Source organism: Micromonospora sp. WMMC273, assembly GCF_027460285.1.
In the GTDB taxonomy this organism is placed as follows: Bacteria; Actinomycetota; Actinomycetes; order Mycobacteriales; family Micromonosporaceae; genus Micromonospora; species Micromonospora aurantiaca.
In genome coordinates this window covers 5,577,680-5,598,847 of record NZ_JAPZBE010000001.1, presented here as the reverse complement: position 1 = coordinate 5,598,847, position 21,168 = coordinate 5,577,680, and the positions used below count along the sequence as shown (strand labels likewise).

General features: G+C 72.4%; 24 protein-coding genes. 13 read left to right on the top strand and 11 right to left on the bottom strand.

The genetic code is table 11. From position 1 onward, the window contains the following. Position 1 precedes the first annotated feature (1 nt). The 7 genes from pstB to O7611_RS25985 form a co-directional block, all read right to left on the bottom strand. Entirely contained in the window at positions 2-778 is a 777-nt protein-coding gene (gene pstB, locus O7611_RS26015) for a phosphate ABC transporter ATP-binding protein PstB (RefSeq protein WP_013288829.1), read from the bottom strand. Positions 779-798: 20 nt separating this feature from the next. After that, positions 799-1,887, bottom strand: coding sequence for a phosphate ABC transporter permease PstA (gene pstA, locus O7611_RS26010; protein WP_194801840.1), 1,089 nt, complete (start codon positions 1,885-1,887; stop codon positions 799-801). After that, positions 1,884-2,969 carry a phosphate ABC transporter permease subunit PstC gene (pstC, locus tag O7611_RS26005; protein WP_194801839.1) on the bottom strand — a complete coding sequence of 362 codons (1,086 nt, stop codon included), beginning with the start codon at positions 2,967-2,969 and terminating at the stop codon, positions 1,884-1,886. Before pstC ends, pstA begins: the two co-directional genes overlap by 4 nt. 41 nt (positions 2,970-3,010) lie before the next feature. Continuing rightward, the gene (pstS, locus tag O7611_RS26000) at positions 3,011-4,114 is read right to left on the bottom strand and encodes a phosphate ABC transporter substrate-binding protein PstS (RefSeq protein ID WP_194801838.1); all 1,104 of its coding nucleotides are present in this window, start codon (positions 4,112-4,114) and stop codon (positions 3,011-3,013) included. Positions 4,115-4,346: 232 nt separating this feature from the next. Then, a complete protein-coding gene (gene mshD, locus O7611_RS25995) occupies positions 4,347-5,318 on the bottom strand; it encodes a mycothiol synthase (protein WP_269697729.1) in 972 nt (323 codons plus the stop codon). Positions 5,319-5,385: 67 nt separating this feature from the next. Beyond that, positions 5,386-6,240, bottom strand: a complete 855-nt coding sequence (locus O7611_RS25990; RefSeq protein ID WP_194801837.1) for a polysaccharide deacetylase family protein — start codon at positions 6,238-6,240, stop codon at positions 5,386-5,388. 150 nt (positions 6,241-6,390) lie between these two features. After that, on the bottom strand, positions 6,391-7,110 hold the full coding sequence (locus tag O7611_RS25985) for a winged helix-turn-helix transcriptional regulator (RefSeq protein ID WP_176739763.1): 720 nt from the start codon (positions 7,108-7,110) through the stop codon (positions 6,391-6,393). A 245-nt stretch (positions 7,111-7,355) separates the two neighbouring features. Between O7611_RS25985 and O7611_RS25980 the strand changes: the two genes are divergently transcribed. The 7 genes from O7611_RS25980 to O7611_RS25955 all read left to right on the top strand — a co-directional run bounded on the left by O7611_RS25980 (position 7,356) and on the right by O7611_RS25955 (position 12,922). After that, complete coding sequence (locus O7611_RS25980; RefSeq protein ID WP_194801836.1) at positions 7,356-8,405, top strand: hypothetical protein; 1,050 nt, start codon at positions 7,356-7,358, stop codon at positions 8,403-8,405. Positions 8,406-8,484: 79 nt separating this feature from the next. Further along, on the top strand, positions 8,485-9,267 hold the full coding sequence (locus tag O7611_RS25975) for an LmeA family phospholipid-binding protein (RefSeq protein ID WP_194801835.1): 783 nt from the start codon (positions 8,485-8,487) through the stop codon (positions 9,265-9,267). A gap of 95 nt (positions 9,268-9,362) precedes the next feature. Beyond that, positions 9,363-9,440: an Ms5788A family Cys-rich leader peptide gene (locus tag O7611_RS31955; protein WP_310503780.1), complete on the top strand. Its 78-nt coding sequence runs from the start codon at positions 9,363-9,365 to the stop codon at positions 9,438-9,440. Positions 9,441-9,645: 205 nt separating this feature from the next. Next, the gene (locus O7611_RS25970; RefSeq protein WP_194801834.1) at positions 9,646-10,494 is read left to right on the top strand and encodes a sulfurtransferase; all 849 of its coding nucleotides are present in this window, start codon (positions 9,646-9,648) and stop codon (positions 10,492-10,494) included. Further along, positions 10,494-10,832, top strand: a complete 339-nt coding sequence (locus tag O7611_RS25965; protein ID WP_135242226.1) for a DUF1416 domain-containing protein — start codon at positions 10,494-10,496, stop codon at positions 10,830-10,832. Before O7611_RS25970 ends, O7611_RS25965 begins: the two co-directional genes overlap by 1 nt. Before the next feature lie 130 nt (positions 10,833-10,962). Next, entirely contained in the window at positions 10,963-12,015 is a 1,053-nt protein-coding gene (locus tag O7611_RS25960) for a hypothetical protein (protein ID WP_194801833.1), read from the top strand. A gap of 55 nt (positions 12,016-12,070) precedes the next feature. Beyond that, positions 12,071-12,922 (top strand): hypothetical protein, encoded by an 852-nt coding sequence (locus tag O7611_RS25955; RefSeq protein WP_194801832.1) that lies wholly within the window; start codon positions 12,071-12,073, stop codon positions 12,920-12,922. A 2-nt stretch (positions 12,923-12,924) separates the two neighbouring features. Here O7611_RS25955 and O7611_RS25950 read toward each other — a convergent pair whose 3' ends face one another. From O7611_RS25950 to O7611_RS25940, 3 genes are all read right to left on the bottom strand, one after another. Beyond that, complete coding sequence (locus O7611_RS25950) at positions 12,925-15,003, bottom strand: amylo-alpha-1,6-glucosidase (RefSeq protein WP_269697728.1); 2,079 nt, start codon at positions 15,001-15,003, stop codon at positions 12,925-12,927. Next, entirely contained in the window at positions 15,000-15,389 is a 390-nt protein-coding gene (locus O7611_RS25945) for an SCP2 sterol-binding domain-containing protein (RefSeq protein ID WP_194801830.1), read from the bottom strand. The genes O7611_RS25950 and O7611_RS25945 overlap by 4 nt, the downstream gene beginning before the upstream one ends. A gap of 74 nt (positions 15,390-15,463) precedes the next feature. Next, positions 15,464-15,826: a DsrE family protein gene (locus O7611_RS25940; protein ID WP_135242222.1), complete on the bottom strand. Its 363-nt coding sequence runs from the start codon at positions 15,824-15,826 to the stop codon at positions 15,464-15,466. 23 nt (positions 15,827-15,849) lie between these two features. Here O7611_RS25940 and mtfM point away from each other — a divergent pair, with 23 nt between their 5' ends. Together mtfM and O7611_RS25930 are read left to right on the top strand one after the other, a co-directional pair. Continuing rightward, positions 15,850-15,954 carry a small membrane protein MtfM gene (gene mtfM, locus O7611_RS25935; RefSeq protein WP_013288813.1) on the top strand — a complete coding sequence of 35 codons (105 nt, stop codon included), beginning with the start codon at positions 15,850-15,852 and terminating at the stop codon, positions 15,952-15,954. 55 nt (positions 15,955-16,009) lie between these two features. Further along, positions 16,010-16,600 carry an FABP family protein gene (locus O7611_RS25930; RefSeq protein ID WP_026268511.1) on the top strand — a complete coding sequence of 197 codons (591 nt, stop codon included), beginning with the start codon at positions 16,010-16,012 and terminating at the stop codon, positions 16,598-16,600. 84 nt (positions 16,601-16,684) lie between these two features. Here the strand turns inward: O7611_RS25930 and O7611_RS25925 are convergent, their stop codons facing one another. Next, complete coding sequence (locus O7611_RS25925; RefSeq protein ID WP_269697727.1) at positions 16,685-17,548, bottom strand: aminotransferase class IV; 864 nt, start codon at positions 17,546-17,548, stop codon at positions 16,685-16,687. Between the two features lie 92 nt (positions 17,549-17,640). Here O7611_RS25925 and O7611_RS25920 point away from each other — a divergent pair, with 92 nt between their 5' ends. The 4 genes from O7611_RS25920 (at position 17,641) to O7611_RS25905 (ending at position 21,163) form a co-directional block, all read left to right on the top strand. Further along, entirely contained in the window at positions 17,641-18,048 is a 408-nt protein-coding gene (locus O7611_RS25920; RefSeq protein WP_194801998.1) for a Fur family transcriptional regulator, read from the top strand. Next, a complete protein-coding gene (gene ygfZ / locus O7611_RS25915; RefSeq protein ID WP_194801827.1) occupies positions 18,045-19,154 on the top strand; it encodes a CAF17-like 4Fe-4S cluster assembly/insertion protein YgfZ in 1,110 nt (369 codons plus the stop codon). Before O7611_RS25920 ends, ygfZ begins: the two co-directional genes overlap by 4 nt. 112 nt (positions 19,155-19,266) lie before the next feature. Continuing rightward, on the top strand, positions 19,267-20,109 hold the full coding sequence (locus tag O7611_RS25910) for a 3-keto-5-aminohexanoate cleavage protein (protein WP_194801826.1): 843 nt from the start codon (positions 19,267-19,269) through the stop codon (positions 20,107-20,109). 73 nt (positions 20,110-20,182) lie between these two features. After that, positions 20,183-21,163 carry an asparaginase gene (locus tag O7611_RS25905; RefSeq protein ID WP_194801997.1) on the top strand — a complete coding sequence of 327 codons (981 nt, stop codon included), beginning with the start codon at positions 20,183-20,185 and terminating at the stop codon, positions 21,161-21,163. The last annotated feature ends 5 nt before the right edge of the window (positions 21,164-21,168 follow it).

Sequence of the window (21,168 nt, the reverse complement as noted above, 5' to 3'; positions counted from 1 at the left end):
CTCAGCCGAAGCGGCCGGTGATGTAGTCCTCGGTCTTCTTCTGGCTCGGGTTGCTGAAGATCTTCTGGGTGTTGTCGTACTCGATCAGGCGGCCCGGGTCGCCGGTCTTCTCGATCGAGAAGAAGGCGGTCCGGTCCGACACCCGCGCGGCCTGCTGCATGTTGTGCGTGACGATGATGATGGTGAACTTGTCCTTGAGCTGGAACATCAGATCCTCGATCGCCAGCGTGGAGATCGGGTCCAGCGCCGAGCAGGGCTCGTCCATCAGCACCACCTGCGGCTCGACAGCGATGGTGCGGGCGATGCAGAGCCGCTGCTGCTGACCGCCGGACAGGCCCGCGCCGGGCTTGGCGAGGCGGTCCTTCACCTCGTCCCACAGGTTCGCCGAGCGGAGCGCGCGTTCGGCCGCCTCCTCCAGGATCGACTTGCGCCGTACGCCGTTGAGCCGCAGGCCTGCCACCACGTTCTCGAAGATGCTCATGGTGGGGAACGGGTTCGGCCGCTGGAAGACCATGCCGATCATCCGGCGGACCGCGGTGACGTCCACGTCGCGGTCGTAGATGTCCTGGTCGTCGATGGTGAGGCTGCCCTCGACCCGGGCGCCGGGCAGCACCTCGTGCATCCGGTTGATCGACCGCAGGAAGGTGGACTTGCCGCAGCCGGACGGACCGATCAGGGCGGTGACCGTCTTCGGCTCGACGGTCAGGTTGATGTTCTCGATCGCCTTGAACCCGCCGTAGTAGGCGGTCACGTTCGTGGCTTCGATGCGCTTGGCCATGGTGGCGGTACCTCCGGGGTTCATCGGCCGAGCCGGTTGCGGCGGGACAGCAGCTTCGCCGCCACGGTGAGGACGAGGACGAGGGCGACCAGGGTCAGCGCCGCAGTCCACGCCCGTGCCGGCGAGTACCTCGACGCCTCACCGGCCTGCTGGTAGACGAAGAGGGCCAGCGACGACTGGTTGTTCTCGAACGGGTTGAAGTTGATCGCCGCGCCGCCGCCGGCGACGAGCAGCACCGGCGCGGTCTCACCGGCGGCCCGCGCGATGGCGAGCATGATGCCGGTGACGATGCCGGGCAGCGCGGTCGGCAGCACGACCCGCAGGATGGTCTTCCACTTCGGTACGCCCAGGGCGTACGCGCCCTCGCGCAGCGGCGCCGGCACCAGCCGGAGCATCTCCTCGGTGGAGCGGACCACAGTGGGCAGCATCAGCACGCTCAGGGCCAGCGCGGCGGCGAAGCCGGAGAAGCCCGGCCGGCCGTCGTTGAACCACGGCGAGACGATCAGCACCCAGAAGGCCAGCACGAACAGGCCGGTGACGATCGACGGGATGCCGGTCATCACGTCCACGAAGAAGCGGATGGTGAACGCGAACCGGCCCCGGCCGTACTCGACGATGTAGATCGCGCACAGCACGCCCAGCGGCACCGTGATCAGCGTGGCGATGCCGACCTGCTGCAACGTGCCGACGATCGCGTGGTACGCGCCGCCGTTGGCGTCCCGCGACCCGATGTTGTTCATCGAGGTGCCGAAGAAGTTCGCGTCCAGCCGCTCGGAGCCCTTGCTCACAAGCGTCCAGACCACCGAGGCCAGCGGCAGCACCGCCAGCACGAACGCGGAGTGGATCAGCGCGCTCCAGGTGCGGTTGCGGGCCGACCGGCGGCCCTCCACCGCGTTCGCCGCGACGAACAGACCGGCCAGGTAGAGCAGCGCGCCGACCACCACGACCAGGACCGGGCCGCCGATGCCGGCGCCGTACACCAGAGCCGCCGCGAGCAGCAGGGCCGTGACGGCGATGGCCGGAGCGGCGTACGCGGGAAGCCGCCTCGCCCGCAGCGTGGCCGGCTGGGCCGGCGGGCGCGGGCGGCGGGGGGTGAGGGTAGTGGTCATGCGGCCGACTCCGTGAACTCGCGCCGCCGGTGGATGATCGCCCGGGCGGTGATGTTGACGATCAGCGTGATCGCGAACAGCACCAGGCCGGAGGCGATGAGCGCGCCCCGGCCGGTGTCGTTCGCCTCGGCGAACCGGTTGGCGATGTTCGCGGCGATCGAGTTTCCGCCGCTGGCCAGGATGTTGAACGAGATGGCGTACGTGGAGCCGAGCGTGAGCGCCAGCGCGATGGTCTCGCCGAGCGCCCGGCCCAGGCCGAGCATCACCGCGGCGATGACGCCAGGCCGCCCGTACGGCAGGACCGCGGTGCGGATCATCTCCCAGCGGGTGGCGCCGAGCGCGAGCGCTGCCTCCTCGTTGGCGGTCGGGGTCTGCCGGAACACCTCGCGGGACAGCGAGGTGACGATCGGCAGCACCATGATGGCGAGCACCACCGAGCCGAGCAGGATCGAGTTGCCGTACGGGCCGTCGCCGAAGATCGGGATCCAGCCGAAGTACCTGTTCAGCCAGGCGGACAGGTCGGCGACCGGCTGGGCGAAGTAGTCCCGGCCCCACAGGCCGAACACGACGCTCGGCACGGCGGCCAGCAGGTCGATCAGGAAGCCCAGGGCGTTGCCGAGCCGCCGGGGCGCGTAGTGCGACAGGTACAGGGCGATGCCCAGCGCGACCGGCACCGCCATGAGCAGCGCCAGCAGCGAGCTCAGGACCGTACCGAAGGCGAGCGCGCCGATGCCGAACTGCGGCGGGTTGTCGTTCGGGAACCAGCCCTCGAACGTCCAGAACGACTCGGTGTTCGCCCGCAGCGCCGGGACGGCCTTGGCGACCAGGAAGATCGCGATGGCCGCGATGACCACCAGGACCGTGGTGCCGGCGGCCAGGGTCAGGCCGCGGAACGCCCGTTCCGCGCCGAAGGCGCGGGCCCGGGGGAGGGCACCGCCGCCGCCGAGGCCACCGTCGGGGCGGCCCGGGTTACCGGGGCGCTCGACCACACGCGCCGAGGCACCGGCGGGTCGCTCGTGACTCGTGGTCACGGGGTTCCCGCCGGTGCCGGCGTGGGCCGAGCGGTGAGGGGTGTCACCCATCTGCTCGCTCGCTTCGTGTTGAGGAGGTGTCGGTCAGAGCTTCAGGAGAGGCTCTTGACCGCGGCCTCGACCTTGGTGCGGACGGTCTCGGGCAGCGGCGCGTAGCCGAGCTCGACGAGCTCCTTCTGCCCCTCGGCGCTGGCGGCGTGGCCGAGCAGGCCCTTGACCAGCGGCAGCTTGTCGGCGGCGAGGCCCTTGCTGCAGACGATCTCGTAGGTCGCCAGGACGATCGGGTACGCCCCGGCCTCCTTGGTGTTGTAGTCGATCGACATCTTCAGGTCGTTGCCCTGACCCTCGAACTTGGCGCCGGCGATGGTCTTGCCGGCCGAGTCGCCGGTCAGCTCGACGAACTCGCCGTTGCCGTTGCGGATCTTCGCCATCTTCAGGTCGGAGTTCTCGGCGTACGACCACTCGACGTAGCTGATGGTGCCGTCGGTGCTCTTGACCTTGCTGGCCACACCGTCGGACTTGGCCGCGCCGACGCCGCCCGGGGCCTTCCACGCCTTGGAGTTGCCGAGCGTCCAGTCCGCCTCGGCGGTCTTGGAGAGGTACTTGGTGAAGTTGTCGGTGGTGCCCGACTCGTCGGAGCGGTGCACCGCCTGGATCGCGGTCGACGGCAGCTTGGCGTCCGGGTTGTCGGCCTTGATGGCCGCGTCGTCCCACTTGGTCACCTTGCCGGCGAAGATCTTCGCCAGCGTGGCCGGGCTGAACTGGAGGTTGTCCGCGCCGCCCACGTTGTAGACGACGGCGACCGGGCCGATGACCATCGGCAGGTTGAGCGCCTGGCCACCGACGCACTTGGCGTCGGCCTGCGGCTGCTCCTCCGGCTTGAGGGGGGAGTCCGAGCCGGCGAAGTCGGCGGTGCCGGCGATGAACGCCTGGATGCCGGCGCCCGAGCCGCTGGGCTCGTAGTTGATCGTGGTGCCGGCGCACTTCTGCTGGTACACCTTGATCCACTCGGCCATGGCGTTCTTCTGGGCGGAGGAGCCCTGCGCGTTCAGCGTGCCCGTCGCGCAGTCCACCGCCGCGGCGGAACCGGCGGTGGAGGCGCCGGCCGGCTCGTTGTTGTCCGAGCCGCAGGCGCTGAGACCGAGAACCGCGGTAAGAGCGAGACAGGCGATGGCGCCGTGCCGCTGGAGCTTCACTTCAGGGGTTTCCCTTCACGTCTTTGGTCAGGTCGCCCGGAGTGCCGGGGGCCGGCGCTGACCGGCTGACATGAAGGTAGGAGGGCCAGGTGGACGGTTCGCCGGACGCAAGTGAACGCGCGGTGAACACGTTCAGCCGACGAGGTGGCCGTACGCTGAGGAGGGGTTGTCCATTTCGTGAACTAGCAGCCTGCTATCGCCCTTGTGGCGAATTTCCAGGGCCGGCGGACGCTCAGCCGAGCTGGTAGTTGACGTGCGCGGACCAGTGCGCGAAGCCCAGCCGCTCGTAGAGCGCCACCGCGGCGGTGTTGCTCTCGTCCACGTAGAGCATCACCCGGTCCAGCCCGCGCTCGTCGCGCAGGTGGGTCAGGCCGGCGGCGGTGAGCACCCGGCCCAGCCCGCCCCGGTGCGCGGACGGGTCGACGCCGAGCACGTACACCTCGCCGATGCGGGCCGAGCCCTGCCGCTCGTGCACCTTGGTCCAGTGGAAGCCGAGCAGCCGCCCGGTGGCGGAGTCGACGGCGAGCAGGAACCCGGCCCTGTCGAACCACGGCTCGGCGATGCGGACGCGCAGGTCGTCGAGCGTCCACCTGCCCTGTTCGGGGTGCTGGGCGAAGGCGGCGTTGTTCACCGCCAGCCAGGCCTCGTCGTCCTCGCCGGGGCGGAACGCGCGCAGCGTCACGCCCTCCGGTACGACCGGCGCCGGCATCTCGGCGGTGAGCGGACGGCGCATCTGCCAGAGCACCCGCGCCCGGGAGAAACCAAGGTCGACGGCGAGCGCGGCGGCCGACGGGTGGTCACCGTGCGCCCACGCGCGCAGCGGCCCGGGAGCGGCGGCCACCACGGCACGGGCCAGCGCCCGGCCGGAGCCGCGCCGCCGGTACGCGGGGTGCACGACCATCTCCACGCCGACTCCGTCGGCCGGGGCGGTGGTGTCGAGGTGCGCGTACCCGGTGAGGGTGCCGTCGGTGGTCCGGGCGGTGAGGTGCACGGCGGGGGCCTCGGGGTCGCGCAGCCGCAGCAGCACGTGCTCGTCGAGCGGGTCGGCGCCGTCGGCGTCACCGGCGGCGCGAGCCAGCGCGAGCACCTCGGCGACCTCGTCCGGCGTCAGCCGGTCCGGCCGGTCGATCCCGTCCGGTGTCAGCCGGTCCGCCCTGGCGATCCGGTCGGCGGCGGGACCACTCGTCGGCTCGGTGCTGCTCATCTGAGTCACGGTAGCGCCCGGCGGGCCGCGGTTCGCGCCGGACGACGACGGGGATCGGTGGCGCTCGTCACGGGCTGCCGACGGGCAGCGGCTCCAACTCGAACCGGGTCAGCAGTTCGGGCAGGAGTTGCTGCAACGCGCTGACCGTGCCGGACCGGTCCCCGCCCGCGTCGTGCATGAGCACTATCGCGCCGGGCCCCATCTGCGAGCGGACCATCGCCTCGATGGTGGTGGCGCCCGGCGCCTTCCAGTCCGACGGGTCCACGCTCCAGTGCAGCGGGGTGAGGTTCAGGTCGGCGCAGGCCGACATGACGGACGGCATCCAGGCCCCGCCGGGCTGGCGGTAGTACGCGATCCGCGCGTCGGGCGCGGCGGCCAGGATCGCGTCGTTCGTGCGCAGCAGGTCGGCGCGGATCGTCGCCGGGGATCGCTTGCCCAGGTTGACGTCGTGGTTCCAGGAGTGGTTGCACAGCGTGTGGCCCTCGGCCACGATCGAACGCACCAGATCCGGGTGGGCCTCGACGTTCTCGCCGACGACACAGAACGTCGCCCGTACGCCGTACTGGGCCAGCAGCGCGAGCACCTGCGGGGTCCAGCGTGGATCGGGGCCGTCGTCGAAGGTCAGCGCGACCCGGGACGAGCCGGTGGCGACCTGGGCGCCGTACGGGCCGTCGCCGTCGGCCGGGACGGGGGCGGCGTCCGGTGCGGCGTCGGGGCTCGGCCGTGGGCTGGTCGTGCCGCCCGGGAAGTCGGTGCTGGGTGGCTGCTCGCCGTAGCGCGGCCCGGTGAGCGTGGTGGCGACTCCGGCGGCCGACGGGTGCGGGTCCGGCACCAGGCTGCGGCCCAGCACGAAGGCCGAACCGAGCAGGCCGGCCAGCACGACTGTCACGAGCCCGGCGGCGCGCAGCGTCGGGGCCCGCATCAGCGGCACCGCCCGTTCGTCGCCCCCGTGTTCACCGCACGCACCGCCGCCCCCTTAGCCCGACAATTCCGGCAGCCAGGATATGGCTGACTTATCGGGCAAAAAGGGCATACGAGAAAAATGCCCCGTAGCGAGGTGGTGCGGAGGCGGTCAGACCGGCAGCGGAGCGGGCTCCGGCTCGGGTAGCGAGCGCGACGGCGGGACGACGAACTTGTAGCCCACCTGGCGGACGGTGCCGATCATCGACTCGTACTCCGAGCCGAGCTTGGCGCGCAGCCGCCGCACGTGCACGTCCACCGTCCGGGTGCCGCCGAAGTAGTCGTAGCCCCAGACCTCACGCAGCAACTGGTCCCGGGTGAACACCCGACCCGGGTGCTGGGCCAGGAACTTCAACAGCTCGAACTCCTTGTACGTGAGGTCGAGCGGCCGGCCCTTCAGCTTGGCGGCGTACGTGTCCGGGTCGATGTTCAGCTCGCCGGCCCGGATCGAGCCGCCGGCGCCGGCGGTGGCGTTGCTGAGCCGGCCCACCGCGAGCCGCAGCCGCGCCTCCACCTCGGCCGGCCCGGCGCCGGCCAGGATCACGTCGTCGACGCCCCAGTCCGCGTTCAGCGCGATCAGGCCCGCCTCGGTGACGACCGCGACGAGCGGTACGCCGAGCCCGGTGGCGTGCAGCATCCGGCAGGTGGCCCGCGCCTCGCTCAGCTCGGAACGGGCGTCCACCAGGACGGCGTCCGGCGTCGGGCCGGAGACCAGCGTGCGGACGTCACGGGGTGCGGTGCGGACCGAGTGGGGCAGCAGGTCGAGTGCCGGCAACACCGCCGACGGCTCACCGGCCCGCGCGGTCACGAGCAGCAGGAGCTCCACGATCACCTCCGTCCCGGCGGCCTTCCGGCCGCGCGCGACCAGCGACACGCCCGGCTACGGGCGGCACTGTGAACTTGCGTGGGTCCCGGCGTCGTCGACGGGCGGGTAACGGCCTGAGCGTAACCGATGGACCGGCCGTCACCTTCGCGCGATTTACCGTTTGCCCTTTCTGCCCTCGATCGCGGCGCAGGTTTTAACGTCGCTGAAACCGGGACCTCCGCCGAGCCGCCCGGGTCTGGCACGATCGGGGCGTGTTTCCCTCCACCTCGCGCGACACCGGCCGTGACCCGTGGACCGACGAGCCGCCCACCGGCGCGTCGGCCCCCGCCCGTGGCTACCCGCCCGCCCCGCGCACCGGCCCCGCGGACGAGGAGGGCGACCGGCCGGAACGCAAGGGCCCGCGCCGGCTGCGTAAGGGCGGGCCCGGCCGGCGTCCCGATGACGAGTCGGACGAGGAACCCGAGGAGGAGGTGCCGCCGGTCCCGGTCCGCCGCCCGCTGGCGCTCACCGTGGCCGGCTTCGCCGCGCTGCTCGGCGTCGGCCTGGTGCTCGGCGCGCAGACCTCGGGCCCGGGGCACCGGCTGCCGTTCGCCGCGATCATCTTCGGTGTCCAGCTGCTGTTCGTGCTGGCCTGGACGATGGCCATGCGGCCGCCCGCGCTGCTCGTGGTCGCGCTCGTCAGCGCCGCGACGGCGGTGATCGCCGACGTCGCCGCCGTGCGGTCGGACATCGCCGGCCTGGCCCCGCTCGGCTACGCCGCCGCAGCCGGGTTCCTGCTCGCCGTGCTGGGGCAGCTCGTGCGGCGGGTGGACCGGGTCCGGGTGACCGACTCGCTCGGCGGCACCCTGCTCATCGTGGTCGGCGTGGTCTCCTTCGCCACGCTCGTCGTGCTCAGCCGGATCCCCAAGGGCACCCAGGCGATCACGGTCTGCCTCACCGCCGCCGGGGTGGCGTTGCTCGTCGCCCGGCTCACCGACGCGGTCGCGCCGTGGCCCCGGCTCGCCCCGCAGGTGCCACGCGGCGCGGCCGGCGTGGTCGTCGGCGCCATGCTCGGCACGCTCACCAGCGCCGTGCTCGGCAGTTACCTGGTCGGTTTCACCCCGACCAGCGCCGCCCTGGTCGGGGTGGTCAGCGCGGCCACCGCCGTCCTGGCCGACCTCGCCGTGGGGTACGCCGAGGCGGGCCGGCTGATGGCCGGTGAACCGCCGACGATGTGGGTGGCCCGGCACATGCAGGGGCCGCTGGGCGGGTTCGCGCTGGCCGCGCCCGCCGCGTACGCCATGTGCGTGCTGTTCCTGTGACGCGGTTGGGGAGGATTCGCCTCGGGTAAGTACGGTTGCGCCGCGAGGCGCGGTGACGGCGGCGAGGACGGGAGGCGGCGTGGCAGAGGCGTATCCGGCGGAGGGTCGACCCCGGCGACGGGGCCGGAAGGTGCTGATCGGCTTCCTCGTCCTGCTGCTGGTGCTGGCCGGGCTGCTCGTGGTCGCCGACCGGGTCGCCGCCGGAGTGGCCGAGCGCGCCATCGCCGACCAGGTCCGGCAGGAGATCGCCAAGCAGGACGCGCAGTCCGCCGCGCCGCAGGTCGAGGTGGGTGGCTTCCCGTTCCTCACCCAGGTGCTCGACGGCCGGTACGAGCGCATCTCGATCCAGCTCACCGACGTACGCGGTGACGTGCAGGGCGACGCCGTCGAGGTGCCGAAGCTGGACGTGGATGCGCGCAACGTGACCGCCTCGCTGGACACGCTGCGCTCCGGCCGGGGCGACGTGGTGGCCGAGAGCGTGGACGGGCGGGGCACCGTCACCTACGACAGCCTGGCCAAGCTGCTGGACCGTCCCGGGCTGACGCTGGGCGAGCGCAACGGCAAGCTCGCCGTCACCGCCCCGGTGGACGTCCTCGGCATCAAGCTCACCGTCAACGGCACCGCCGACGTCACGGTGGCCGGCAACAAGGTGGCGCTGCGCTTCAACGACCTCACCGCGGACGGCCTGCCGAACGTGCCGCTGGCGCGGGCCGCGCTGACCCGGTACGCGCAGGGCATCTCGATCGACGTGCCGCTGCCGGAGCTGCCGTTCCAGCTCAACCTGCGCAAGGTGGAGCCGAAGCCGGAGGGCCTGGTGGTCACGGCGGACGCGGCGAACGTGCCCATCAACTCCGCGGGCTGAGAGCCGCACGCGGCCGGTCCGGGGAGCGGGCCGGCCGTCCCGGATGCTGGTCGGCCTGGTGGCACCTGTCGCCTCGGCTGGTAATCTCCCTGCACATGGGGACCCACCTCACCAAACGGCGCGCGGTCGACCTGTGCCGCGTGGCCACCTGCCTGTGTCGCCCCGTCATCTGACGGCGGGGCTGTCTCCGGCCGCCTGAACGGCGGCCACCAGGGTCCACGAACCTTTCCCGGTTCCCCCTCCTCAACGCCCGGCAGCGGCGCCGTCGCACGTACCCGTGATCCGTTCCTAGCTCAGGGTCCGCGTGTGGTGCGACAACCATCGACATCGATCTCCACGCGCAGGCTCACCAAACCATCCTCACCAGGGAGTGATCTGATGAGTCGCGACACCGCACTCGTCTCGGCCGAGTGGGCCGAGAAGAACCTCGGCGCCCCGGGCGTCGTCTTCGTCGAGGTCGACGAGGACACCTCGGCCTACGACACCGGGCACATCGCCGGCGCCGTCAAGCTCGACTGGCGCACCGACCTGCAGGACCAGATCCGCCGGGACTTCGTCAACAAGACCCAGTTCGAGGCGCTGCTGTCCGACCGGGGCATCGCCAACGACGACACCGTGATCCTGTACGGCGGCAACAACAACTGGTTCGCCGCGTACGCGTACTGGTACTTCAAGCTCTACGGCCACGGCGACGTCAAGCTGCTCGACGGCGGCCGCAAGAAGTGGGAGCTGGACGCCCGTCCGCTCGTCACCGACGTGGTGGAGCGGCCGAAGACGCAGTACGTCGCGCAGGAGCCGGACACCTCGATCCGCGCGTTCCGCGACGAGGTGGTCGACGCGATCGGCACCAAGAACCTGGTCGACGTGCGCAGCCCCGACGAGTACGCGGGCCGCCTGCTCGCCCCCGCCCACCTGCCGCAGGAGCAGGCGCAGCGGGCCGGCCACATCCCGACCGCGATCAGCGTCCCGTGGTCCAAGGCGGCCAACGAGGACGGCACGTTCAAGTCCGACGACGAGCTGCGCAAGATCTACGCCGACGCCGGGCTGGACGACGGCAAGGAGACGATCGCGTACTGCCGGATCGGCGAGCGCTCCTCGCACAGCTGGTTCGTGCTCCAGGAGCTGCTCGGGCACCGCAACGTGAAGAACTACGACGGTTCCTGGACCGAGTACGGCTCGCTCGTCGGCGTGCCGGTGGCGCTCGGCGACGAGCCGGGGGAGGCCTGATGACCGCCGCCTCCGCCGCCTCGACGGCTGCCGCCGGCTGCGCCGCGCCGGACCAGTCCGCCCCCCTCCCGGCGAGCCTGGACCTGGAGAAGGAGACCGTCATCACCGGCCGCGTGCTGGCCGAGTCCGGTGAGGTCGTGCCGGGCGCGTACGTGCGCCTGCTCGACTCGACAGGCGAGTTCACCGCCGAGGTGGTGACGTCGGCGGCCGGGCAGTTCCGGTTCTTCGCCGCGCCGGGCTCGTGGACGCTGCGGGCGCTGTCCCGCCACGGCAACGGCGACACCGCCGTTGCCGCGGCCCGCGGGATCAACGAGGTGACCGTCTCGGTCGCCGCCTGACCCACGCTGGAGATCGTGGCCCGCCACCCAACCCGGTGGCGGGCCACGAGCCGTTCCGGCGACTGTGCGCCTCGACAGTGGCTGGCAGGCTGGACGGCGGTGCGCCCCGGACGCGCCGGAGGGGGATCAGGTGCCCGACGACGCCGCTGCCCACGCCCGCCGCTATCTGATCGATTTCATCGACGGCAACCGGGGCGAGGAGATCGCCCGCGAACTCCAGCGCGCCGACGGGTCCAGCCGGTCGCGCCCGTTCGACGTTTCGGTGGCCAGCCTCGACACCGACCTGTCCTTCCTGACCAAGCGGGCCACGCTCGTCACGGCCAAGCTGGTCCTCTCCCAGCCGGGCGGCGAGCGCTGCTATCTGGCCCACCGGGAGATCTGCAAAAGGTGCGGCAAGGATCCGGATCACTGCGACCCGCGCTGCCGGTACGAGGACATCCGGATCGACGAGCTCTACGCCGAATGCGACGACCTGGACCGCCTCGGCGCGTACCTGCGGGACTGCGCGCCGCTGCTGGAGCTGGGTCAGCTCGTCTACTTCCCGCAGACCTTCCGCCGCAGCCACCTGGAGTCGCGCGCGCCGGACGCCCAGTCCACCTCCTCGCTGTTCGACACATCGGGCCGGATCGAGCTGGGCGACAACCCGGACCGCACGCTCGACCTGATCGTCAAAGGGCACCGGGTCGTCGACGTGCCGAGCGGGGATCCGGTGAAGGCTCGACTGGTCACCCCGCTGCTCCAGCTCGATCTGCCGATGCTGGAGGGCACCTCGCTGCGGGACTACTGCGCCATCCTGACCCAGGAGAGCGACGCGCTCGCCGCGACCCAGGCGTACCTGCGGGGCCGGATGCTGGAGGTCGACACCGATCCGGATCGGGCGCTGGTGCAGCTCGCGAAGCTCGACGCGGAGATCCAGGAGGGGGTGCGGGCGGCCCGGGCCGAGGTCGCCCGGGTGTCCCGGCGCTCGGCCGTACAGGCCGCCGGCGCGGCGGTGGCGACGGTCGCGGCGACCCTGGTGGCGGTCGAGGGCACGCATCTGGCCCCGGTACTCGGCATGCTGGGCGCGGGCGGCTTCTTCTCCGCTGTGCTCGCCGCCGACCAGTACGCCGACCGTCGCGGCGAGCTGCGGCAGCGTCCCTTCTACCTGCTGTGGCTGCTGTCCCGCCGGTCGGTGCCGGTCTGAGCGAGGGTGCCGAGGCGCGGCCGGGCGCCTCGCGGACACGTGACACCATTGCCGGGTGACTGCCGTCGAGACGGGTTACGCCCCGCCCACCCCGCCCGGCCGGCCCGGCCCCGGTGGCCGACGCCGGCTGCGCTGGCTGGCGGTCGCCACCGTGGCGTGGGCCGTGCTGCTCGCCGGTCTGACCTGGTGGTCGGTACGCACCGACGCGCCGACGGTCAAGGAGCAGCGCTCGCTGGACCAGGCCGGCCCGGTGGTGGACCGCGCGATCGGTGAACTGACCGCCGCGGCCGGCACCGCCGGCGTACCGGCGCTCCTGCCCGACCGCCTGGAGCGCGGCTGCCGGATCACGCCGATGGACGACGGCGCGACGCTGGAGCGCGGCGTCGAGGTGGCGATCGGCGGCGGCGACGTCCGCGAGGTGCTGCGCGGCATCGCCGACCGGCTGCCGCCGGGCTGGCGGGCCGGCGTGTCGACGCTCGACGGTGAGCCGCTGCTGCGCGCCGACGCGGGCGAGTTCGTCACGGTCGAGGGCCGGGCCGGTGGCCCGGGCCGGGTGCTGCTCACCGCCGACACCGGCTGCCGCCCGGCGGGCTCCGGCTACCTGGCCCCGTCCGCCGACGCCGACGCCGAGTCGGCCGTGCTGGCGTCGGCGCTGGGCCGCTGGGGCGGCGCGACCGGGCCGGTCCAGGTGCTGGCCGCGCCCTGCCCGGGTGGCGGGACCGTCCGCACGGCCCGGTCCGAGGCCGCAGTGCCGGCCGACCGGTCGCTGTCCGCCGCGTTCGGCGCCGGCGCCGCGCCGGTGGTGGACTCGGCCGACGCGTACGCACGCCCGGGCGACCCGGCGGTGCTGGCGCTGCGGGCCGGTGAGCGGGTCCGGGTCGCCGTCACCGCGTCCTGCCCTGCCTGACGTCAGCCGCCGGGCAGGGTCAGCGCCGGGGGCGACGGCTGTTCGGAGTGCGGCTCCCGGCTGCGGCCCAGCGCGTCCACCCGCCCCCAGCGGCCCGGGATGTCGAGCAGTTCCACCCGGCCCATGCCGGGCGGTACGGCCGGGTCGATGATCAGGTGCTCGCCCTGCGGTTCCAGTCCCAGGATCACCCGGAGCACCAGCAGCGGCGTGCCGGCGGACCACGCCTGCGGGCTGCACGCGGTGGGGTACTCCACCGGATAGTCGGTGAGGGCGCGTTCGTAGCCGGCGAACACCTCGGGCAGCCGCCCGTCGAAGTAGTGCGAAGCGCTGAGCAGGGCGTCGCAGATCCGGCCGGCCTCCTGCCGGAAGCCGTACCGCCACAGGCCCCAGGCGATGATCGAGTTGTCGAACGGCCACACCGTGCCGACGTGGTAGCCGACCGGGTTGTACCGGCCCTGGTCGTCGGCGAGTGTGCGTACGCCCCACCCGGAGAACAGGCGCGGGCCGAGCAGGTGGGCGGCGACCGCCGGGGCCCGTTCCTCGTCGACGATGCCGCTCCACAGCAGGTGGCCGATGTTGGAGGTGAGCGCGTCCACCTGCCGGCCCAGCGGGTCGAGCGCCAACGCGTAGTACTCCCGGTCCGGGATCCAGAAGTCGCGGTTGAACCGTTCCTTCAGCGCCGCCGCCTCGTGCTCCAGCCGGTCGGCGTACGTCGGGTCGTTCCAGTGGGTGCGGGCCAGACGGGCGCCGCGCAGCTTCGCGTCGTACGCGTACCCCTGAAGTTCGCACGTGGCCCGGGGGAACTCGGGCATCCGCCCGTCGGCGTAGGAGATGGCGTCCGGCGAGTCCTTCCAGCACTGGTTCGGCAGCCCGGTCTCCGGATTGCGGGACATGTACCAGACGTAGCCGGTGCCGAGCAGGTCGCCGTACGTGTCCAGCCAGGTCAGCGCCGCCCGCGTCTCGTGTTCCAGCTTGCGCACCAGGTCGGCGTCACCGGTCCACCGCTCGTACTCGTCGAGCAGGATCACGAACAGCGCCGTGGTGTCGGCGGCGCCGTAGTACGGCGAGTGCGGCTGCTCCTCGAACCCGGCGCTCTCGCCGTAGCGCAGCTCGTGCAGGATCTTGCCGGGTTCCTCGTCCCGGAAGTCGTCGACCCGGCTGCCCTGAAGGCCGGCGAGCATGACGATCGTGGGCTTGACCAGCTCGGGCAGGAACGGCAGCACCTGGAGCGAGGTGAAGATGCTGTCCCGGCCGAACAGCGTCATGAACCAGGGCAGGCCGGCGGCGAGCAGCCGGACGCCGAGCGTGATCGACTCGTACCGGAGAGCGGCCAGGTCGTTGAGGCTGCGCCGATAAGCTCCGGCCAGCGGCTCGCAGTCGCAGCCCAGCTTCGGCGCGCGGCTGATCAGGGCGCTCTGTTCCGCCTCGATCTCGACCGCCGTGCGCTGGCCGCCCAGCGGCAGGATGGCCCGGACGTCCTCGCCCCGTGCCCCGTAGATGACCGTGTCGACGTGCAACCGGGTGGTCCACTCGCCGTGCGGGCCGACCCGCATCCGGAACGTCATCCCGCTCTCGTCGACCTCGGCCGGCGCGCTGCTGGTCACCAGCGTCTCGCGGTGGAACGCCGCCCGGCGGTAGGTCAGCCGCAGGCCGTTCCTCTCCACCGTGGGCGTGGTGTGTCCCTCCTTGCCCCGCTGATTCTTGATCTCCAGCAGGTCGGCGAAGTCGGAGCCGATGTCCAGCCGGAGGTGGAACTCCATCTCCTGCTCGGAGTGGTTGAGCACTGTCAGTTCCTCGTCCAGGCCGCCGCCGATCGCGCGGCTGCGGATCACCGAGACCTTCGCGTCCAGGTAGTGCGTCGGCTCGCCGGGGACCAGGAAGAACCGCGTCTTGTACGACAGCGAGTCGTCGATGGAGAGCGCGTGCAGAGGTTCCCCGTCGAGGGTGAGGATCCAGGTGGACAGGAACCGGGTGTCGAAGGAGAACAACCCGGTGGGGAAGTCGTACGACGGCTGGATGTTGCCGCGATCGTCGCTGACCAGGAATGTGTTGCCGTCGAGGATGCTGACCCGGTCTTTCACACCAGCCGCCGGACGTGGTCGCGGGCGGCGTCCCGCGGATCCCGTACGTCGGGCCGGGTCGGCAGGAACCGGCGGAACGCCAGGAACAGCACGACGTGCCCGCTGAACGTGGCCTCGTTGCGCAGCACCGCGGCCATGCCGGCCTCCCGGCCGGTGACCAGTTTCTCGAACAGATCGGTGGAGAGGGTGAGCACGGCGTCGGCCTGCCCCTGCTCCTCCCGGCTCACCTGGGCCGATCCGGGTGCCAGTCGCACGTACCAGTGTTCGGTACGGTTGCCGTCGGCCAGGTCGATCTGGAGCGTGCCGCCGATCGGGCTGTTCAGCACCGATGCGGCGCGCGCCGGTAGCGACGCGAAGAACTGTTGGATCGCCTCACTCACGTTCACATGGTAGGCGTAATCCGGACATGTCGGGCCAGGATCGGCTCACCGGTCAGAGTGGACGACCCGGGCGGGCCCGCTCAGTAGACGAGCGCCTGCGCGCCCTCGGCCATCGCCTCCTCGACGAACACCGCGGCGCCCGCGATGCGTACGCCGGGGATGACGTCGCCCGGTCCGATGTCCCGCCGGGCCGCGCACTGGGTGCACGCGGTCACCCGGCCCGTGGTCAGGACCACGTGCAGCAGTTCACCGAGCGGCGCCGAGTGCGGCAGCTCGAACGTCTCCGCCCGCCCGGGCAGTGCGAACCAGGTGGATTCACCGGTGAGCCAGAGCGACACGTCCACCCCGGCTGCGGCTGCGGTGGAGGCGACTGTGAACGCCTGGGCGCAGCGTTCCGGTGAGTCCGCGCCGGCGGTGGCCTTGACGACGAGAGTGCGCGCCATGACGCCAGCATAGGATGGTCCGGATGGTTACCGAGATCGGGTTCGTCAGCCTGCTGGTCGCCGGCCTGGGCGCGCTCGCCGGTGGCCTGGTCTATGTCGCAGTGCGAATCGCTAGAGGTAAATGGTGAGCGCGAGGAGAGAGCCGGTTTTGCGAGCCCCGCAGTCGCGAACGAAGGTGGCGCTGTGAATAGTGAGAATCCGCTTCAGCCGCCGTGGTTGAACGCGCCGCCGGTCGAGGAGTACCCGTACGAGGAGAGCCACGACCTGCGCGTCGGCCCGAAGCTGCACCCGAGCCTGGACGGCCTGCTGCCGTACATCGGGGTGTGGCGCGGCCGGGGCCGGGGTGGGTTCCCGACGATCGAGGACTTCGACTACGCGCAGGAGATCCGGATCAGCCACGACGGCAGGCCGTTCCTGTTCTACGAGTCGCGGGCGTGGATCCTCGACGAGCAGAGCCGTCCGGTCCGTCCCGCCGGTCGTGAGGTGGGCTGGTGGCGTCCGGTGCTCGACGGTGAGCGGGTGACGGACGAGCTGGAGGCGCTGATGACCACGCCGACCGGCGTGATGGAGCTGCACATCGGCAAGCGCAAGGGCACTCAGATCGAGTTCGCCACCGACGCCGTCGTGCGTACCGCCACGGCGAAGGAGGTCACCGCCGGAGCCCGGCTGTTCGGCATCGTCGAGGGCGCCCTGCTCTACGCGCAGGAGATGGCCGCGGTGGGTCAGCCCCTGAGCCCGCACCTCTCCGCCCGCCTCACCCGCGTAGCCGGCTGACCCCGCCCCTGACCCCTCCCCTGCGTGTGATCGCGTCGATCATGAGGTTGGCGGCGACAAATCGGACAACGAACGCCGCCAACTTCATGATCCACCGAGTGGGGGACGGGGGAAGTTCAGGAGAGATTGCAGCCTCGGGGTCAGGGGGGAACCCGGGCGAGGGGTTCCGTCCAGGGACGTGACCTCCACCGGGCCGCGCAGCGAGCTGGTCAGCCAGATCGCCTCGGCCTCGTGCAGGTCGGCCGCCGTGGGCAGGTGCTCGGCCGGGGTCAGGCCCAGCTCGGCCGCCCGGCTCAGCAGGTGGTGGGCGGTCACGCCGGGCAGCACGCCGGTCTCCGCCGCCGGGACCGTGCAGAGCGTGCCGCCGCGCAGCCACACCACGTTCGCGGTGGGGCCCTCCAGCACGTAGCCGTCGGTCGAGACCCAGAGCACGTCGTCCACGCCGGTCCGCTGCGCCCAGCGCCGGGCGGCGGTGCTGAGCGCGTACGAGGTGGACTTCACACCGCTGGGCAGCCACCCCAGCTCAGGGCGGGACCGGGCGGCCACCCCGAGCGGCAGCGTGGCCACAGTCACCCCGGTGCGCCGGGCCGCCCGGGCGGACTCCGGCACCTCGCCCAGCGTGGCGTACACCGTGGGCGGCCCGCCGCCCTCCGGTCCCCGCGTGCAGACCAGCCGCAACGCGCCCTCGGTCCAGGCGGGCCAGCCGGCGCGCACCTCGTCCAGCAGCTCGACGAGTGCGGCATCGGGGGGCAGTGGCAGGTCGATCGCCGCCGCGCCGGCCCGCAGCCGGGCCAGGTGCGGCTCCAGCAGCCAGGGGCGGCCGTCGCGCAGGTGCAGCGTCTCGAACAGGCCGTCGCCGTGCAGGACACCCCGGTCGTCGCCGCGCAGCACCGGCTCACCCGCCGGTACGAGTCCCCGGCTGAGCACCGCCACCCGTGTCGTACCCATTGGCGCAGCGTAGTGGCGTACCCCCGGCGGCGGGCCGGCCCGCGCGGCGGCCGAACTATGATCGAACGGTGTCCGAATCCTCCCTCGCGGAAATGCTCCGCTCGCGCGGGCTGCGGCTGACGGCGCAGCGGCAGCTGGTGCTCCAGGCCGTCCTGGATCTGGGGCACGCCACCCCGGAGCAGGTGCACACCGCGGTCCGTGAGGTGGCGGCCGGCGTCAACATCACCACCATCTACCGCACTCTCGAGCTACTGGAACGGCTCGGCCTGGTCACGCACACGCACCTGTCGCACGGCTCGCCGACCTACCACGCGGCCGGCGAGCACCAGCACGTGCACCTGGTGTGCCGGGAGTGCGGGGCGATCGACGAGATCGCCCCGGAGATGCTCCGCCCGCTCGCCGACCAGCTGGCCGAGCAGCGCGGCTTCCAGGTCGACATCGGGCACGTCGCGCTCTTCGGGGTCTGCGGCCGCTGCGCACAGGACGGGGAACGCACATGATCGACATCGCGGGCGCGGTGACCACCGACGCCATCGACGACCAGACCCGGGACCAGCCGGAACCGGCCCACCGGGCGGCGGGCGTCGGCCCGGTGGCCGCCCACTACGGCGACCCGATGCGCGAGCAGCGGCTCCTGGCCACCGGTGTGGGCCTGGTCGACCGCTCCCACCGGGGCGTGGTCGCGGTCCCCGGCGAGGAACGGATCAGCTGGCTGCACACGCTCACCAGCCAGCACCTGGCCGCGCTGGCCCCCTGGCAGGGCACCGAGCTGCTGGTGCTCTCCCCGCACGGGCACGTCGAGCAGCACGCGATGGTCGCCGACGACGGCGAGACCACCTGGCTGGACACCGAGCCGGGGATGACCGAGGGCCTGCTGTCATACCTGGAGAAGATGCGGTTCTTCAGCAGGGTCGACCCGCGCGACGCCACCGCCGACCACGCGCTGCTGTCGCTGGTCGGGCCGGAGGCGCAGGGCGCGCTCGACACGCTCGGCGTGACCGGGCTGGCCGCGCCCGACGTCGCAGCGGTGCCGGGTCCGAAGTTCCGTTCCGGCGAGCTGCCCGCGCGGCCCTCCGTGGTGTACGACGTCAAGCCGCTCCCGGTCGGCGGCTGGGCCCGGCGGGTGGCGCTCGGCGTCGACCTGCTCGTGCCCCGGGCCGCTATGGACGCGGTGGTGGCCGAGCTGCGCGGTGCCGGGGTGCCGGTGGCCGGGCTGTGGGCGTACGAGGCGATCCGGGTGGCCGCCAAGCGGGCCCGGGCCGGGGTGGACACCGACCACCGGACCATCCCGGCCGAGGTGGACCTGATCGCCCCGGCCGTGCACCTGGACAAGGGCTGCTACCGGGGGCAGGAGACGGTCGCCCGGGTGCACAACCTCGGCAAGCCGCCCCGCCGGCTCGTCCTGCTGCACCTGGACGGCGTGGCGAGCGACCAGCCGCCGGTCGCCGGTACGCCGGTGACGCTCGACGGCCGGACGGTCGGCTTCGTGGGCACCGCCGTGCAGCACTTCGAGCTGGGTCAGGTGGCGCTCGCCGTGCTGAAGCGCAACACGCCCGACGACGCTCGCCTGCTCGTCGGCGAGAGCGCCGCCGCCATCGACGGGTAAGGAAGGGCCCCTTCGTAACGCCCTCGGTGACGGAAGGATCCCTTCATGACGCCGCTCGCACCGGAAATTCTGCGGTCGACCCGGTGCCGGGTGCCGGTCTAGGATCCGGGGCATGACGACAGGGACGTTGATCACGGTTGCCCCCACCGGCGCGGAGTCGGCGAAGGCGGAGGTGCCGGCGCTGCCGGTGACGCTCGACGAGCTGCTGCTGACCGCCAAGGAGTGCGAGGCGCTCGGCGCCGCCGTGATCCACGTCCACATCCGCGACGACGACGCGCGGCCCACGCTCGACCAGGGGCGGCTGCGCGACACGGTGACGGCGCTGCGGGAGAGCACCGACCTGATCGTGCAGCTCTCCTCCGGCGGCGCGGTGACAGACCCGGAGTCGGCCCGGCTGGCGGTGCTCGACGCCGCGCCGGACATGGCCTCCTGCACCATGGGCACCGTCAACTTCGGCGACGACGTGTTCCTCAACCGGTGGGAGTTCATCGTCGACCTGCACACCCGGATGCAGGAGCGGGGCGTCGTCCCCGAGTACGAGATCTTCGACCTGGGCCACCTCACCGCCCTGCAGCGGCTGCTCGGCAAGTACGGCCTGCCGCACGGCGGGCACGTGCACGTCGACTTCGTGATGGGCGTGCCGGGTGGCATGCCCGGCACCACGGCGACCCTTGTGGCGGCCCAGCAGATGCTCCGCGACCTGCCCGAGGGCACCACGTTCTCGGCCACCGGCATCGGGCGCAGCACCATCCCGGTGATGCTGGCCTCGCTGTCGACCGGTGGTCACCTGCGGGTCGGCATGGAGGACACGGTCACGTACGCCAAGGGCCGCCCGGTGGAGTCCAACATGCAGCTCGTCGCGCGGGCGGTGGGCTTCGCCCAGCTCGCCCAGCGGCCTCCGCTGACCACCGCCGAGGCCCGTACGCTGCTCGGCCTCCCGGCTACCGTCCGGTAAGCGGCGCACCCGGCTCCGGCCCCGTACCGCCCCGGTCGACGTCGCAGGTCACCCCGCCGCCGACCGGGTCCGTCTGCTCGGTACCGTCCATACCGTGGGAAAAACGTACGAGGGCGGCGTGCCGCTCGCCGAGGTGGTCCGGTCCGGCTTCGTGGAGGGCGTCCACCGGGGTTCCGTGGTGGTGCTCGACGCCGCCGGTGAGCCGGTCGCCGGGGCCGGTGACGTCACCTCGCCGATCTTCCCCCGCTCGTCGAGCAAGCCGATGCAGGCGATCGGCATGCTGCGGGCCGGCCTGCCGTTCACCGATCCGGCCGACATCGCGCTCGTCGCGGCCAGCCACGCCGGCGAGGAGTTCCACGTCGAGCGGGTGACCGCGCTGCTGCGCGACGCCGGCCTGACCGAGGAGGCGTTGCACTGCCCGCCGGACCTGCCGTTCGGCGAGGCCGCCCGGGAGGCGGTGCTGCGGGCCGGCGGCGGTCCGGCCCGGGTGCTGATGAACTGCTCCGGCAAGCACGCCGGCATGGTGCGTACCTGCCTGGCGGCGGGCTGGCCGCTGGACGGCTACTGGCAGCCGGAGCACCCGCTCCAGCAGTGCCTGACCGCGACGATCGAGGAGTTCGCCGGTGAGCGGGCGGCGGCGGTCGGGGTGGACGGCTGCGGCGCGCCGGTGCTCGCCGTCTCGCTGACCGGGCTGGCGCGGGCGTTCCTGCGGCTGGTCGAGGCCGAGCCGGGCACCGTCGAGCGGACGGTGGCGGACGCGATGCGGACGTACCCGGAGTTGGTAGGCGGCACCCAGGCGGAGGACACCCGGCTGATGCGGGGCGTACCCGGTCTGCTCGCCAAGATCGGTGCGGAGGGTGTGATCGCGGCGGCGATCCCGGAGGTCGGCGCCGTGGCTCTGAAGATCGACGACGGCGCCGCGAGGGGCCGCACGCCCGTCCTGGTGTCCGCCCTGGCCCGCCTGGACGTGCGCGCCCCCGTTCTGACCGAGTACGCCGAGTCACCCCTGCTGGGCGGCGGCCTCCCGGTAGGAGCCATCCGCCCTCTCTGGTAACCCGC